This is a genomic window from Neobacillus sp. NRS-1170, assembly GCF_050468025.1.
Genome location: NZ_JBITPF010000025.1, coordinates 168,444 through 185,557, shown reverse-complemented (window position 1 = coordinate 185,557; position 17,114 = coordinate 168,444). Strand labels below are relative to the sequence as shown.

Below are 17,114 nucleotides of genomic sequence, written 5' to 3'. Positions count from 1 at the left end.
CCCCTCCTCTAACGCCTCCCGCTAGAAACCATCCTAATATATAGAAAAAAAGGCGGTGTGAGCAGAGCTAAACTGAACTAATCCAATAGGGCCAAATATGTTTATAACCTATACCTGGTTAAATCAATATATATTTGCGACGCTCCGCCCCTTTTCCTTTAAGACCTGAACCTTTTTTACTTTATATGTTAAACCGCTTTCCGAGTCGTAGGCAGCCCATTCATTTTCCAATTGACTTACCTGGCTTGACAGCGGCGCTGCTAGAAAATAAAAGTCATCAAAATAAAAACGGATATGGGTTCGATCCGGACAATATTGAACCTTTTTCACTGTTTTCTTAACGGATGGTGCCCTTTCTCCGCCCACTTCATCCTGGATTGCAATTTCAACCGGCACACCGACAAACCGTTCCACATCTTCTAATTTAATGAGTTCCACAGCTACTGCATCCTCTCTTTACAGGATAGATGAACATTTTGTAGCCTTGCAGATACTCCCAAAATTTATCTTCGGCATGTGCCTCTAGGAATTGAATCGTTTCATCCTCTGAACCCCAATCACTCATTCCTTTTATTTCGGCAACGACCATTTCAGCACCATCAATTGTTTTTTCTTCTAAAAACCAATTTAAGCGTTTTTTAGCAAACGTGTTTTTTAAAAGATTCTCAATTTCTGCAGCAAACCCGCCTTTTTCCGCTCGCATAAAACAAAAATCGATATAGGTTTCGCTAGTCATTGACATTCACACCTTTTTTATAGATGAGGAAGGCTACCGGGAATAAAATCACATTGATAACTGCTGCAATAATCGTGTTTGTATAATGTTCATAAAAATATTGATGTACCATGTATTGCGTAAAAATAACGTTTAACATTAGGACGGCCAGAAGCAGAATAACCGGTACGTAACTACGCTTCATAACGCTTCACCCCCACGGCATAAACAGCGCCGTTTTCAACTTTTACATGGATTTCTGGAAGCGGACGTCTTGGTGGTCCGGCAATTGGTGCACCCGTTTCTACATCAAATTTTCCGTGATGGCAAGGACAAAGCATTTCTCCCTCGTCTTTTTTCCAAAAAACAGGACAACGAAGATGAGTGCAGGCATTTTGATATGCAACATATTTCTTTTCTGAAAGTCTTATTAAGATGGCGCTATCGTGCTCACCAGGAAAAGCAAAGTCTACGGCATCTCCAATCGCGATGGATTTAACCTCAGTAATCTTCTGCTTAGGATATTTTTTGTCTCCTAAACCTGCAAGTTCCTTCGCCGCCAACGCTCCCCATGGAAGGGATGAAACGGCGAATACCCCGGCAGCCCCTACAAGGGTCTTCATAAATCCGCGTCGGTCGAGCTTTCGTTCATTATTACGGTTTATATTATGTGTGTAATTATCTTCATCAAACGGGATTTTATTATTTTTATCTGTCATGTCTAATCCCTCCTAAAACAACTTTGTGACACCCTGCAGGATTCCAGGGAGATTCACTTTTACATTTGTTTCGCCTTCTAAATAAGGCATGCTTGTTACCCATTTACCATTATCAAGGTTAAATTGTTTTTGCTTTGCTTCAATTTCCTCATCTGTCAACCATTGCAATGTATTGGACGGACAAACGCTCGCACACATCGGCGGGATGCCATCTTTAGAACGATCTATACAGAGGTCGCACTTATACATTAAATTTTGCTCAGTATCAAACTTCGGTATTCCATAAGGGCAGGCAATCGTACAGTTTTGACAGCCGATGCACTTTTCTACAAGAGCTGATAAAACGGCCCCTGTTTCATGAATTTGAATCGCCTGAGCCGGGCAGCTTCTTGCACATGCCGGATTTACACAGTGAAGGCACATAAGAGGCATCGTTTGACGGTTAACAAGCGGGTTAACGTCGTAAACATAGTTACGGTTGCGCTGCTCATGTCCTCCGCACTGTGTGCAGGCTGCCAGACAAGAGCGGCAGCCTATACAGTTTTCCAGTTCTAAATAAAGCCTCTTCTTCATTTACTGCACCTTCTTCATTTCTAGTTTTTCAATCTGTGCTGCACATGCCTTGAACTCAGGCATCCGTGACATTGGATCAAGTGCGGCAATGGTTAAGAGATTAATAGATTTTTCGTGGCCAAAATGGTACGGAACAAATACGGTATCCTTACGAATGGCTTCGGTGATTTTCACTTTATATTCTGCTTCGCCTCTGCGAGTATATAAACGAACAAATTCTTCATGTTCAATGTTGTATTTTGCTGCTGTTTCCGGATGTACCTCTACATATGGCTCTGGGCACATATCTCGTAAAAATTGGATTCTTCTTGTTTGATTTCCTGATAAATAGTGGAAAACGACGCGCCCAGTTGTTAAACGTAACGGATATTCGGCATCCGGTTCTTCAGCTGGCGGGCGATATGGTAAAGCACAGATTTTTGCCTTTCCATCTGGATGATAGAATTTTTTATCTAAGAACATATGCGGTGTACCTGGATCATTTTCATCTTTACATGGCCAGAATACGCCATCCTGCTTGTCGATTTTATCCCATGTTGCTCCGTAGTAGTCTGCATAACCGCCTTTTGATGCGAGACGGAATTCGTCTGCAACGTCTTTTGCTGTTTTTAAATGAGAGAAATACTTTCCTCTTCCAAGCTTTTCAGCTAGCTCAGCTTGAATTTGCCAATCTGGTTTTGACTCGCCAAGGGGCTCTTGTGCTTTATTGATTTTAATAATCCGTCCTTCAAGATTTGTAACTGTACCCTCATCTTCAGACCATGTAACAGTAGGAAGAATCACATCTGCAGACTCAGCTGATTCTGAAAGATAGAAATCGGCACAAACCATAAAATCTAATCCTTTTAAGGCTTTACGGACAAAGTTTTGATTTGGCGCAGAAACAGCTGGGTTGGAACAAAGCAAATATAAACCGCGAATTGTCTTTTCTTCCATCAATTCAAACATTTCATAAGCTGAAACACCTGGCTGCGGCATTTCTTCTGGAGTAATGCCCCAAACCTTACATACCTCTTCCACATGTTTTGGATTAGTGATTTTGCGATAGCCAGGAAGTAAATCTGATTTCTGGCCATGTTCGCGTCCGCCTTGACCATTACCTTGACCCGTGAAGGTTGCGACACCAGATTTAGGGCGCCCAATTTTGCCGGTTACCAGCGCCATATTCGTGTAACCTGAAACGTTGTCGACACCTTTATGCTGCTGTTCAATACCCCGTGCAAACATGACAACGGCATTTGGTGCTTTTCCGTAAATCTCAGCAGCACGAATGATTTTTTCTGGTGCAACGCCAGTGATTTGGCTTGTGTATTCAGGTGTAAATTCTTTAACTAATTCCTTTGTTTCTTCAAATCCGTTTGTATGGTTTTTAATAAATTCTTCATCGGCATAGCCGTTTTGAATGAGAAGATTTAAGATTCCATTTGCAAGTGCAAGGTCTGTACCCGGTCTTAAATCCAAATGAACATCTGCTCTCCTGGCAATTGGTGTTTCACGCGGGTCTGCAACGATTAAGTAGCCCCCTCTTTCTTGAACATGCCAAACACGGAACATGGAGGTTGGGTGACATTCGGCTGTGTTGCTTCCTGCGATGAATAAGCAATCTGTTTCATGGATATCTGTCCAAGGCAAGGTTGATCCTCGGTCTACACCGAAAGAGCGGAGGAATCCGCCTGCCGCACTCGACATACAGAAACGGCCGTTATAATCGATGTAGCGTGTTTGTAGGGCTACACGTGCAAATTTCCCTGTTAAATAACATTTTTCATTTGTCATCGATACACCACTGAATACTGATAATGTATCTTTACCGTACTTGGCTTGTAACTCAGAAAACTTTTTCGCAATTAGATCATATGCTTCTTCCCAAGTTGCTTCACGGAAGCCTTTCTGTGTTCCTTTTAGGGAAGCATCATCACGGATTAATGGTTTTAGGATACGATCTGGGTGATTCGTCTGCTGATAAGCGGTAACCCCTTTTGGACACATTTTTCCGACTGTTACCGGCCAGTCGTAACGAGGTTCAACCCCAATTATTTTGTTTGTTTTTGTATTAACCCGTAAATTCATCCCACATTGCATGCCGCAATAAGCACAGTGTGTTTTGATAAGAGTTTCATTTGGATGACGAACATTTTCGACTTCTTTAAAAAATTTATCTCTAATCTTAACCTCTTGCATTTTGATTTGCCTCCTTGACCTTAACTTGATGCGTTGCGAAGCCTGAGAATCTTGCAATGCGGTATTTTCTGCGGCATGGCAGGCACAATTCAGCAAGATTAAAGCCGTCTTTCATATTAAACTCGATATCATTGACTCCCAATACTTGAATCACATCGTTTGATTGTTCAACTGATACAAAATGATCGCCGCACACTTTACATGTTTTCATTTCTTGTTCACCATAATGTTCTCGGTAGTTTCTTGCAAAGACACTCATTGGACGGAAAGGAATATGTGCAAGCTTTCCGAATGGCAGATATATCAAAGTTACGATCACGGAATATTGGTGGATCAGCGACATTTGCGGCTGCATCCAGCCATGTAGAAATACGTTTTGAACTGTTAATAAAAGCCCAGTAATTGAAATAAATAACAATAGATAAAGTGGTAAAAAGTCGTACATAAATTTTTGTTCCGCTCTTGCCTGCATATTTTTCAAGCGACGGCGAAGCGCCATGCAGACCCCGGCAGTAACCATAATGGCTGCAATGTTTAATGCATTGTAGGAGAAGAAGGCGATAATTCCTTCTGCTGGCACCTTCATAACATTCATTCCAAAAAGGACGATTGTGTAGTAGCCGTTTTCTTCCATCGTAAAATACATCCAGCTAAATACCAGCGGGAAAGTGACTAAACAAGCAAGCACACAGCCCCAGCCGATTAAAATATGCTGAATCCAACGGTAAAGACCGCGGTTGCGAATGAAATCGTAAATAGCTAAATGATTTACAGCTGTTTTTGGGGTGCTTTTTCTAAATAAAAGCTTTAAGCCTTTTTTGATGATAATTTTGGTTGGAGGTCTTTCGCCCCAAGCGATAAAGCGGTAGAAAAAACCTCCAAGGAATACCATCGTTCCGACCATGTATCCGTAAAGGTTTAAGTCTATATGTGTAAACATTCTTGTTCCGATAAACACTAAAATGGCAATTCCTGCGACAGTTAAAAACATGGATTTGGCAAAATGAGATGCAAATGCATCATTTACACTTCTTGCCGGCTTTTTAGTCGTTGTAGCTGAAATAGTTGACTGCATTTTCTTGATCCTCCTCAAAAAAAATAACACTTCCGTTTTCTTAAGCTAATTGTAAGAAAAACGGCAGTGTTATCTATATAGGGGAACTCCCCCATCATGGGGGGAAAAAACCCCTAGAAATTTCGTTTTTGACAAAGTTCTGTCACAAACTAATTATGTTGGTATTTTTTTCGCCAGGAATATAAAAGTAATAACAAACCAATTATGATTTGCATTGTGAATATGACTGCATCCCAAAAAGGAAACGAGGTCGCTCCTGCCAAGAATCCTGGAAGAACTTTTTTCAAGGCAAATATTAATTGCGGGATATAAAAAGTAAAATATAAGGACACTGTTAGGATTACACCAATAAAATAGATAATGGAATACGTGTAAACAGTTTTCCTTTCACTTTCAAAAATAACATCATCTCTTAAATAAGATTTTTGAAATGGGAGCCATTTTCTAATGTTCCTTTGTGCATTTTCCATCAAGTTATAGCAGCCAGATACATTTTCAAAAACATAATATAAATCTGTTTTCATGTATACGCAGCATTGGTACACCATGCGAATAAATGTATCCAAAACGACTACATTCATGATGCTTAGGAAAATCCCTGATCCACTTGCAAAATTCAATTGGCAAATTAAAGCAAGCGAAAGAACAACCGTGTCAAAACAAAGCCCTGCTACATATAAAACATTGCGTTCCTTTGAAGACAACTTCCATACTCCAGACATATCAGTCTCAAGGACAACAAGAAATAACCGGTGACCTACTTCTAATTTAGTTGGGAGATTTTGTGCCCTCATTGCTAATACATGGCCAAATTCATGGGTTAACACAAGAATAAATGTTATGATCATCCAAGCTGGAATATTAAACATCATGTAATCAAAAATAAAAAGATCCTTATAATCTGGAAATAAATTCGGATGGGAAATGAATAAATAAATATTTGAGACGAAAAGTGCACTATAAATTAGAAGAGATATTTTATTAAAAAAGAATTTTCCTAGTAGTGGAGATATCCACAAAAAGCCAAGGCTTTCCTTGTTCTTTTCAATTACTTCAACCTTTATGCCATCAATTTCATTGATCAATTCTAATTCCAAAAGCTGCTTAGCAAAATCCATGAGGTCAATCTCTTCAGAAGGATATTTATCTTTTAAGAGACCTTCAATTGCACTGAGCTGTTCACCTTGATTAATCAAATTAATTGCATCAATACAGACTTCCGGCATTTCATAGAACTCACCAGAAATTTTATCTTCAACAATATAATGTTTTTTATCCTTGCGGATTTCTAGTGGGACTAATGAAAGAAATGACTCGAGTGTAAGGCTCATATTAGCACCCTTTAACTTGAATTTTAAAAAAAAGAAGGATGCCAGGCTTTAAACTAGCATCCAACACAAATTTAAGGCTTAATTCCAACAAATGGACACCACCAACAAGTTGTTTTCACTTTCTTTAGCTTTCGGATTTTCATTATTCCACCTCCTTAAGCATTTCCCACTTTTCTGTCCATGGATATTTTTCATGAAATTTGACCCAAGCAGGGAATACCTGCTTAAATTCTTCCACTAATATTGGATCAAACTGGGAACCCTTACCTTCAATGATACGTTGATATGCCTCTTCAACTGGCATCGCTGCTCGATAAGATCTTGATGATGTCATTGCATCAAAAGCATCAGCAACAGAAGCAATTCTAGCAAGTAAAGGAATTTCCTCACCTATTAACTGATCAGGATACCCTTTTCCATCCCAGCGTTCATGATGGGAACGAATAACAGAAATACTATTTCTTATCCCCTCAACATTCTTGACTGCTTCTGCACCAACACCAGGATGTGATTTAATAATCTCAAATTCTTCTTTTGTTAGCTTTCCAGGTTTCATTAAGATGGAATCAGGGATATGAACCTTTCCAATATCGTGTAATAAGCAGGAATAATAAAATGATTTTTGGTCCTCTTTTGAAAGCCTGCCTATTTCTTGAGCTAACATTAATGCATAGCTGGCCACCCGTTCGCTATGTCCCCTTGTATATGGATCCTTTAACTCAAGTGTTGCAATAACGCCTTTAACAATTCCCTGTAACTGATTATCATATGAAGTGCTGATTGCACGGACATAGCCTTGAAATCTTACAAGTAAGAAGAAAGACATAATCGATAGGATAACAAATAATATGATTGGCAGGATAAGAAAGGAATTTTGTAAAACAATGCTCGTTAGAATGTATTTAATTACTACTCCTGCACTTACGATCCAAAAGAATCTCGTATTCAAGAATAAAGGCAGCGTAAAAATTAAAAACACTTCTACCACATTCCCGCTGGTATATTCCTCGCCTTTATGATAATAGGATATTACATCAACTGAAAAAGCTGTTACTAGATAGCTGATAAAAAATACATATTTGATCCAAGATTCCTTTTTCACCTTACTTAAATACATCATGACAGGAATTAAGAGAGCTAATACTAGATAGTTAATAATCCAAAAGTTACTAGGTAAACCACTCTTTTTATGAGATATAAACACAGGTAAAAGATAGTAAAAAAACAAATCATAACCCATTAAGATAATATAGAAAAATAAAAGTATCCATTTTACGGTGCGCTTTTCTTCATGTGAAATCATATAATCCTCCAGGCTATCTAACACATCTACCCTATATCAATTTAGTTTAAAGTCTTATTGGTGTAATATTAGCACAATTTCGACAATTTTATTATTAGAATCAAGTATTTTTTACAAAATCTATTAATTTCCCGTATTCTTCTACATTATATATCATTCGTAATACCTAAGTAATACTTGAAATTTAAGATTTTTGTATATTTATAGAACTATTTTTTTTAACTTTTTTGGGATATAGGTAATTTTACAGTGATCTTCGTTCCCTTGCCCAGATTACTTTCAATATTAATTTCACCATTATGATCTCTTATAATTTGATTTGAAACCATCAATCCTAAACCAGTTCCATCCTTTTTAGTAGTGAAAAAAGGTTCTCCTAAATTTAGAATGTTCTCATCATCAATTCCAATGCCCTCATCTTGAATTATGATGTGCAATTTTTGCCCCTGTAATAAATCGGTAATTATTTTTATCGTTCCGCCTTCAGACATGGATTCGATTGCATTTTTTATCAAATTGATAAAAACTTGCTTTAACTGCTTCTCATCACACTCGATAGGCGGAATGGCTACTGGCATCATCTTTTCAATTGTTACCCCTTGTCTTTCTGCCTGTTGTTGTGTAATCGAAAGTGTATAGGCAATAACCTTTTCAATACTCGCTTTTTCAAATTCTGTAACTCGTGGTTTTCCAAGATACATCAAATCATTAACTATTAAATTAATCCGGTCAATTTCCTGAATCATAATCGGATAAAACTCATTTGTACTTGGATTTCGTTCCTGCTGTAATTGCGTAAACCCTTTTAGAGAAGACAATGGATTCCGAATTTCATGACCAATTGCAGCAGCCATTCGTCCAATAACAGCTAACTTCTCTTTTTGGCGAAGTTCTTCATGAACTGAAGTTAAAGAACTAATATAAGAATAAAATCGAATTAACAGTATAAATGCGATTGCGGATAAAATGATTGTTATTATTATTGGCGGTAATACATTGGCATCTTGTAAAACTATACCTAATAAAAGATATTTTCCGACAATACCTATCGAAACGGTCCAGAAGTATTTTTTATTAACAAAAATTGGTGAGAAAAATAAAAATAATAGTTCTACAATATTTCCTGAAGCAAATGGAATTGAAGTACCGAAATAAATCAACAGATTATCTATAATATCTATTAGTAAGTAGCCTAATAGGAATATGTATTTTACAAGATAGGGGTTACCTTTCTTAATAAAAGAAATAGATATGGGAAGTAAGCTAAAAACCCAAAAATACAGCCAATATCCGAGTCCACTTTCAGGAAAATCGTTTTTGCCATATGATGTATATTTCGGCAAAACAAAATACCAAAAAATATCAAACGTTACAAAAAAGAAGTAAAATAACCATAAAAATAATTTTATCGCCTTTTTTTCTTCAAATAATAATTTGGGACTCCTGATGCCTTCGTTCATGATTGCTGCTCCCTCGTTTAATTTCTTTGAACAAAATAAGTAAATAAATCATGCTACTATTTTATCATTTTTCTCTAATAAGAACAGACAATTATTGTGTATTAATGATTGTTTTCGACATTTTTCGCCAATATGTAAAAAAGGACTTGCGAGATGCAAGCCCTTTGCGAATTTTATTAACTTACTTTTTTCAATTGATCCACTTGAGTATTCAATGTAGAATGCTTTCGACCATATCCAAAGTAAACACCTAATCCAATTACTAACCAAATACCGAAGCTGATCCATGATTCTGCTGGTAGCTGAAGAGTTAAATATCCGCAGAAAACAAAAGCGAGAATCGGAATATAAGGTACAAACGGAACACGGAAACCAGTTTTTGGAGCCATTTTGTTTTTACGAAGATACAAGATACCGACAGCAACTGTCATAAAGGCGAATAATGTACCCATGTTTACTAAATGGGCTAGTTTATTTAATGGTACTAATCCAGCAAAAATGGAAACTAGCAAACATGTAATCCATGAGTTGAACATTGGTGTCTGCTTCTTCTTATCAACCTTTGAAAATACCTTTGGTAATAGACCATCACGGCTGATTGCATAGAATAAACGAGTTTGTCCATATAGCATTACAAGTAATACTGTGGTAATACCAGCAATAGCACCTAGTGAAATAAATCCAGCTACCCAATCCTGATGGATATAGCTAAGAGCAAAAGCAACAGGGTTTTTCACGCCAAGCTCAGTGTAAGGAACGATTCCTGTCAGAATGGCAGAAACAACAATATATAAAACCGTACAAACAGCAAGAGAAGCGATAATACCGATTGGCATATTGCGCTGTGGATTTTTTACTTCCTCAGCAGCGGTAGATACTGCATCAAAACCTATATAAGCAAAGAACACGGTAGCAGCACCGGCTGTAACTCCTGAGAAACCAAATGGCATAAATGGAGTCCAGTTACCTGGCTTTACATACCATACTCCAACACCAATAAATAGTAGAACAACTGCTAACTTGATAATAACCATAATTGTATTAAAACGAGCTGATTTTTTAACGCCTTGCGTTAACAATAATGTAATCACTAAAACGATAAGAATGGCTGGAACATCAATGTACGTCCCATTCGCAGGATCATATGCACTTGTTAATGCTTTTGGAAAATGAATGCCAAACCCTGCAAGTAATCCTTGAAAATATCCCGACCATCCGCTGGCAACTGCTGATGACGCAAGTCCGTATTCCAGGATTAAATCCCAGCCTAAAATCCAAGCGATCAATTCACCAAACGTTGCATAGCTGTAAGTATAGGCACTGCCTGATACCGGTACGGTGGAAGCAAACTCTGCATAACAAAGTGCTGCAAACACACAAGCTAATCCGGATAAAATAAATGATAGAATAAGAGCGGGACCAGCATGCTCTGCAGCAGCAACTCCTGTAAGAACAAAGATTCCAGTTCCAATAATTGCTCCAATTCCTAGCATTGATAAATCAAAGGCTCCTAAATCCTTCTTTAAGGTTACATCCTTTTTGCCTACTTCTTGGATCAGTGCCTGTATCGATTTCTTTCTAAATAAATTCATTTTGAAAACCTCCTTGTTATGTTGTCGAAATGTTCTGACAAAATAACTTGTAAAAAAATTATATACAAATAATATAATCTTTTTCTAAAAAAAGCAATGTTTTTTGAAAAATAAAATTATTTGGAATTACTTCCAATGGATAAACCCTGGAACTACCACATCCTTCAACAAATACATATATCCAAATAAAATAAACAAATGACAATATACACTATATTCAAAAAGTAAAATTATTTTATAATTCTGTTTTTAATAAAAAAAGATGACATCACTAGAAACTGATGTCATCATTTATTAGTTTTTATTATGCAACTTTTGATTCCAGCTGTACTCGCGGTGAATTCCACATACTAATCCATTTCTTTATTGCACTCACCATAATAACCATTCCAAGTATTAACATGATGATTGATAAAATTCCATTAAGAACACTATAGCCAGTTGCAGCGGTATTGAGATAAACGTTTTTCACCATCCAGTATCCTGCATAGTTTACCGTCACGAACAAATACGAAAGCGGAACAAGGCAAGTGAGCATATAGCGTCGTTTATCTGCAATTTTGAGAATAACAGTGGCCCCGACAATTAGACCAATTGAAGCCATTAACTGGTTTGAAACTCCAAACAGAGCCCAAACTGAACCAATGTCGCCCGAGAATAGTAAATATCCCCACATAAAGCAGGCTAAAGCACTTGCAAGGATTGACCCTGGAAGCCAATCGGTTTTTTTCAATGGTTTATAAAATTCACCGAAAAAGTCTTGTATTAAATAACGCGCTACACGCGTTCCGGAGTCAATCGCCGTGAGGATAAACACAGCTTCAAACATAATAACAAATTGGAAGAAATAAGATGATAGCTTTGCAAACCATGGAATACCAGTAAAGATGTAGGTCATCCCGACAGCTAATGTAACTGCGCCGCCGGTTCTGCCTTCTAGATTTATCCCTATTTCGTTCGCAAGTTTCGGTAACTCCACCACATTCATGCCTAGAGTCTTGAATACTTCAGGTGTTGAGTTAATAGCAAAGTAATCTGCAGGCTGAAGAGCAGTTGCAGCAATTAACGCCATGATTCCAACAACACATTCAACTAACATTGCTCCAAAACCAACAACTTTAATATCTGACCAACGATCAAGCATTTTTGGTGTTGTACCTGAGCCAACAAATGCATGGAAGCCGGAAATTGCTCCGCAAGCAATAGTTATGGAGATAAACGGCCATACAGGTCCACCTAACACCGGCCCGCCGCCTTGAGTGAATTTTGTAAAAGCCGGCATCTCAATACTAGGATTAATAATAAATACACCTATAATTAATGCAATAAATACCCCAATTTTCATAAAGCTGCTTAAATAATCGCGTGGTGCTAGCAAAAGCCAAACTGGTAAGGCTGCTGCAAAAAATGCATAGATTGGAAGAATAATAGCTAATGTTCTTGTGTCTAGTGTCAGCCAATCACCTAAGACCGTTTCTTGGATAGAAGGACCAACAAAAACTCCAACCATAACAAGTATAAAGCCAATTGTTGAGGTTAATTTCAAGTTGCCTGTTTTTTTATAAGCAATTCCTACAAACATTGCGATTGGAATCGTGATTCCGACTGAAAAAGTTCCCCATGGATTGTTTTCGAGAGCATGAAGGACAACCATGGAAAGACCTGCCATCGTTATCGTAATAATGAATAGCATCGCTAGCCCTGTGCAAAAACCTGCAACCGGTCCAAGTTCCTCTTTTGCAACCTCAGATAAGGATTTTCCTTTTTTTCGCATAGATGCAAAGAGAACTACTGCATCATGAACCGCTCCGCCTATTACCGCCCCAATCAAGAGCCATAATAATCCTGGCAAATAACCAAATTGTGCTGCAAGGATAGGACCTACAAGCGGCCCTGCCGCTGCAATTGCAGCAAAATGATGACCAAAGGTTACCCACTTATTAGTTGGCACATAATCCTTTCCATCATTTAATTCATGCGCAGGTGTCGGTTTTGAATCATCTAATTTTAACACCTTTGCAGCTATGAATGTTCCATATAAGCGATAAGCAATCATCAAAATACAAATTGAACCTATTACAATTGAAACCGCATTCATTTTGTTTCAACCCCCCTGATTCCTTTTTTCTTATGTCTATCATATCGAAAGAAAACGTTACCATTAGGTTTTCAGGCTGAAATGCAGGAATTTTCGGATGAATAACAAGAATAATAGTATGAAATACAAAAACAGCTGCTTAAAAACTGAGCAGCTGTTTTAGCTCTTTTGTATAGGTTCTGCTTACCGGAATCTTTTCTCCATCCTTCATGATTAAATTATAGGTAGAATTAAACCATGGTTCAATCTCGTTAATCGCATCAATATTTACTAGAAAAGCCCTGTGAACTCGAAGGATGGACGAATGGTGCAGCTTCCTTTCAAACATGACAAGCGGATCATTTACAAGGTACTTTTGTTTATCTGCTGCTATGACAGTTTTTCCCTCGATTGAACCAATATAATGAATTTCATTAAGATTTATCAAGACAATTTTTTCATCAACTGTAACAGCCAACTTATCTGTTCTATCATGAGCATGCGAAGTTTTTCTCGATGAAAGAGATATGTTTGGCCCCTTATTTCCAACTATCCTACAAAGTTTTTCAATCGTCTGCTGGACCCTCTTCTCATCAAATGGTTTAAGAATATAATCAGCAGCATTTAATTCAAAAGCCTTTAAAGCATACTCATCAAAAGCTGTTGCAAATACTATTAATGGGGGATATTCCAATTCATTAATCTGTGCCGCAATTTCCAACCCGCTTTCATCTGCAAGCTGGATATCTAAAAATATAACATCAATCTCGAGGTCCCCTATTTTTTCTAAAGCCGCCTCAACAGTATCTGCCTCACCGGCTATTTCAACCAGTTTACTCCTTTTTAAAAGATAGATCAGCTCATCCCTTGCAAGTGGTTCATCATCAACGATAAATGCCTTTAGCAACAACCTCACCCCATTTTTGTTGATTTACAGGTAATGTAATGAAAACCTTGGTTCCTTTATTTGGCCAGCTTTTAATTTGAAATGTGGCGGTTTGTCCGTAAATTTCTTCAATCCGTTTTTTGATATTCCATAGAGCAGTACCGGTTCCACCAACTGAATCCACCGTTTGATTTCCTAGTGAACCAAGTAATTCTTGTGAGATTCCTTTACCGTCGTCCTCGGTTAGCAGGACGATTTTATCACCGTCTCTATAGCATCGGACCTTTACTGTACCATTTTGCGCCTTAGGAAATGCATAACGAATTGCGTTTTCGACAAGCGGCTGTAAGGTAAAAGGAGGAATCAGCACCTTTTCTAAGGATGGGTCAATTTCTATTTCGACTTTATAACGGTCGGGAAAACGAGCCTGTTCAATCGTTAAATAAGCATCAACATGCTCAAGCTCTTTTTCAAGCGGTATTAACATTTGCCTCGATCCCTGAAGATTGCTGCGAAAAAATGTACTTAATTTAATCAAAAGGCTCCGTGCTTTATCTGTATCCGTACGAATCAGACTGGAAATCGTATTTATAGCATTAAACAAAAAGTGGGGGTGAACTTGAGCTTGTAAAGCCTTTATCTCAGCATCCTTTAATAACCTTCTTTGCATTTCAAGCTCTGCCATTTCTAGTTGCCCTGAAAACAATTGACCTAATCCACCCGCAAGTTCTTGTTCAACAAGATCAAGCTTATTGACATCAGTAAAATAAAGTTTTAACGTACCAACAGTTTTTTCGTGGACCTTTAATGGCAAGACGATGGCAGCCTTTAAAGGGCAGTTTGAGTCAAAACACTTAATTTCTTCTGAGGATTTAGCAATAATAATCCTACCCTCGTCCAATACTGTTTTCGTTAATTCTGTTGACATATTACCTAGCGGGACATGATGATCGGAAGCAGCCCCGACATGAGCTAATACTTGTGTTTGGTCAGTTATCGAAATCGTATCCGCATGTGTCCATTTCAGAATAATTTCAGCTGCTTTCTTGCACGAATCAACATTCAAGCCTTGACGAAAGAACGGAAGGGTTTGATTCGCAATATATAAAGCTTTATGTGTTTGAAGTGCGCGCGTCCGCTCCTGCTCTTGAAGAATTTCCTGTATAATGAGCAGGAATAATAATGTGCCAAAACCGTTAATTGCAATCATTGGGAAAGCAATTAATTCCACTAGATGAAGCGCCTCATCAAATGGCTTTGCTAATAGAAGAATAATTCCCATCTGGACGCATTCCATTAAAACTCCCATGATGACTGCTTTCCAAAGTGAATTTCCATCTTGAATTTTAAAGCGTTTGCTTAAATTACCAGTAACTATTCCGGCCAAAATGGTGGACAAAGCACAAGCAACCCCTGTGAAACCACCCAATGTCAATCTGTGCAAACCGGCGATCAATCCTACACCAACGCCTACGATTGGACCTCCCAGCAATCCCCCCATTGTTACACCCATTATTCTGGTATTGGCAATGGCACTTTCACTATCCATATCTGACAGCCATTCCTGGGAGGTAATGATACCGTGTCCAATTTTCACTCCTGTATAATTACTAATAATTCCAAATACACCAAAAATGGCAATCATGACTACCTTTGCACGAATGCCATGCTCATTATGGATAATCTCACGAAAAGATTTCATTCTCGAGAGAAGGAATGCAACAATGATTAGGATTCCAACACGCTCTAACATAAGCGGCAATAATTCAATCATAGTAATCACCTTTTTATAAGATCGTTTTTTGATATTACAACTATATCAAAAAAATAAACCAACCGGTCAAACGAGCGGTTAGTCTTGCTTGTTAAATATTGACTAGTTCCTCTTTTCTCCCTGCCGGAAGTACCATCGTCACGATGGTCCCTAGCCCTGGTTCGCTTTGATAGGAAACTTTTCCGCGCATTGTTTCTATAATTCTTAAAGAAACAGACGTGCCTAGACCAGTACCTTTATCTTTTGTCGTATAAAATAGCGTTCCAATCCGTGATAATTGTTCTGGAGTCATTCCTTTGCCAGTATCAGAGATTAATATGGATGCCGAGGTTTGATCTGATTTGTTATGTATGGTTACTTTACCGCCTTCTGGGGTTGCTTCAATCGCATTTTTAATCAAATTAACGAGTGCTTGCTTTAATTGGTTACGATCAGTAAAAAGGATAAAGCCCGAATAATCCAGCTGGCTTTCTAGCTGAACACCTTGTTGTACTGACAATGGGGCTAGAAGCATCATTACTTCTGATAATACCTCGGTCAATAGAAATTCTTCTATTTTTTCAAATTTCGGTTTTGCAAAATTCAGGTAGTCATTGATAATCGATTCCGCACGAGCTAATTCACTTAATACAAGTGAAAGATATTCATAATTCTTCCCTGCCTCCTGTTGCTGCATCAACTGAAGAAATCCCTTGACAACTGTTAATGGATTACGAACCTCATGTGCAATGGAAGCAGCAAGTTCTCCAAGGGTATTAAGCTTTTCGGCACGCTGGATCTCTTCCTTCATTTTATTTCTTTCAATCATTCCTTCATGGAGCTTTGCGGCTAAAGCAATAGAAATGGTTTCAATTAAACCAATAAGGAGTACGTCTGGAATATTAAAATCTAATTTAAATAAATCTCCCTCAAAATAGCGGGAAACTCTAAGTGATAGATAGCAAACAACAAGAGACCAGCCACCAGCTACGATTGTTAGAAATAAACGTTTATTTGGCGGGTAGTTCCAAAACTTTTTGATCATGAGGAATGGAATTAGCGCAGTAAATATACTGTTTACAAGTCCAAATAAGACGGTATCTCCTCCCATTAATATACGAGCGATAATAATGGTTGTTAAAACCATACCTCCTGCCGCCCGCCCTGCGTATAAAAAGGCTATAATAACAGGAACATATCGGAGATCCCAATAAAAACCATAGTTTGCATATGAAAAAGTCATGCAAGCAAGTGCCGCAATACTGTGCAATATACCAACAAGGTAGGGATTATTCAATTTGTACTTATGATCTAAAAGCGCGCTACAAAAAAGGACAGGTGCGATGGTGATTAATAAATTCAAAAGAAGTTTTTCTGCCAGCATTGTATTCCCCCACAGTTAACCATGTATAAGGATAACAATACGACAAAAATCGTCACATTCCTTCA

15 protein-coding genes are annotated in these 17,114 nt (G+C 38.0%); all 15 read right to left on the bottom strand.

The features are described 5' to 3' along the window. Positions 1-123 precede the first annotated feature (123 nt). The 15 genes from ACIFOT_RS11060 to ACIFOT_RS10990 all read right to left on the bottom strand — a co-directional run bounded on the left by ACIFOT_RS11060 (position 124) and on the right by ACIFOT_RS10990 (position 17,049). On the bottom strand, positions 124-438 hold the full coding sequence (locus ACIFOT_RS11060) for a hypothetical protein (RefSeq protein WP_430064535.1): 315 nt from the start codon (positions 436-438) through the stop codon (positions 124-126). After that, positions 425-736 carry a hypothetical protein gene (locus tag ACIFOT_RS11055; protein WP_430064534.1) on the bottom strand — a complete coding sequence of 104 codons (312 nt, stop codon included), beginning with the start codon at positions 734-736 and terminating at the stop codon, positions 425-427. Before ACIFOT_RS11055 ends, ACIFOT_RS11060 begins: the two co-directional genes overlap by 14 nt. Continuing rightward, positions 729-920 (bottom strand): hypothetical protein, encoded by a 192-nt coding sequence (locus ACIFOT_RS11050; RefSeq protein ID WP_430064533.1) that lies wholly within the window; start codon positions 918-920, stop codon positions 729-731. Before ACIFOT_RS11050 ends, ACIFOT_RS11055 begins: the two co-directional genes overlap by 8 nt. Continuing rightward, positions 910-1,434, bottom strand: a complete 525-nt coding sequence (locus ACIFOT_RS11045; protein ID WP_430064532.1) for a Rieske 2Fe-2S domain-containing protein — start codon at positions 1,432-1,434, stop codon at positions 910-912. Before ACIFOT_RS11045 ends, ACIFOT_RS11050 begins: the two co-directional genes overlap by 11 nt. Positions 1,435-1,446: 12 nt before the next feature. Next, the gene (locus ACIFOT_RS11040; protein ID WP_430064531.1) at positions 1,447-2,007 is read right to left on the bottom strand and encodes a 4Fe-4S dicluster domain-containing protein; all 561 of its coding nucleotides are present in this window, start codon (positions 2,005-2,007) and stop codon (positions 1,447-1,449) included. Then, positions 2,008-4,188, bottom strand: coding sequence for a molybdopterin oxidoreductase family protein (locus tag ACIFOT_RS11035; protein WP_430064530.1), 2,181 nt, complete (start codon positions 4,186-4,188; stop codon positions 2,008-2,010). It lies immediately after the preceding gene. After that, on the bottom strand, positions 4,175-5,263 hold the full coding sequence (locus ACIFOT_RS11030) for a hypothetical protein (RefSeq protein ID WP_430064529.1): 1,089 nt from the start codon (positions 5,261-5,263) through the stop codon (positions 4,175-4,177). The genes ACIFOT_RS11035 and ACIFOT_RS11030 overlap by 14 nt, the downstream gene beginning before the upstream one ends. A 149-nt stretch (positions 5,264-5,412) precedes the next feature. Then, positions 5,413-6,594, bottom strand: a complete 1,182-nt coding sequence (locus tag ACIFOT_RS11025; protein ID WP_430064528.1) for a hypothetical protein — start codon at positions 6,592-6,594, stop codon at positions 5,413-5,415. A gap of 142 nt (positions 6,595-6,736) precedes the next feature. Beyond that, positions 6,737-7,897, bottom strand: coding sequence for an HD-GYP domain-containing protein (locus tag ACIFOT_RS11020; RefSeq protein WP_430064527.1), 1,161 nt, complete (start codon positions 7,895-7,897; stop codon positions 6,737-6,739). 218 nt (positions 7,898-8,115) lie between these two features. Then, positions 8,116-9,357, bottom strand: coding sequence for an ATP-binding protein (locus ACIFOT_RS11015; RefSeq protein ID WP_430064526.1), 1,242 nt, complete (start codon positions 9,355-9,357; stop codon positions 8,116-8,118). Positions 9,358-9,533: 176 nt separating this feature from the next. Beyond that, positions 9,534-10,949, bottom strand: a complete 1,416-nt coding sequence (locus ACIFOT_RS11010; protein ID WP_430064525.1) for an amino acid permease — start codon at positions 10,947-10,949, stop codon at positions 9,534-9,536. 304 nt (positions 10,950-11,253) lie between these two features. Continuing rightward, complete coding sequence (cstA, locus tag ACIFOT_RS11005) at positions 11,254-13,047, bottom strand: carbon starvation protein CstA (protein ID WP_430064524.1); 1,794 nt, start codon at positions 13,045-13,047, stop codon at positions 11,254-11,256. A gap of 139 nt (positions 13,048-13,186) precedes the next feature. Next, a complete protein-coding gene (locus ACIFOT_RS11000) occupies positions 13,187-13,933 on the bottom strand; it encodes a LytR/AlgR family response regulator transcription factor (protein WP_430064523.1) in 747 nt (248 codons plus the stop codon). Further along, complete coding sequence (locus ACIFOT_RS10995) at positions 13,911-15,686, bottom strand: LytS/YhcK type 5TM receptor domain-containing protein (protein ID WP_430064522.1); 1,776 nt, start codon at positions 15,684-15,686, stop codon at positions 13,911-13,913. The genes ACIFOT_RS11000 and ACIFOT_RS10995 overlap by 23 nt, the downstream gene beginning before the upstream one ends. Positions 15,687-15,777: 91 nt before the next feature. After that, a complete protein-coding gene (locus ACIFOT_RS10990) occupies positions 15,778-17,049 on the bottom strand; it encodes an ATP-binding protein (protein ID WP_430064521.1) in 1,272 nt (423 codons plus the stop codon). Between the last annotated feature and the right edge of the window lie 65 nt (positions 17,050-17,114).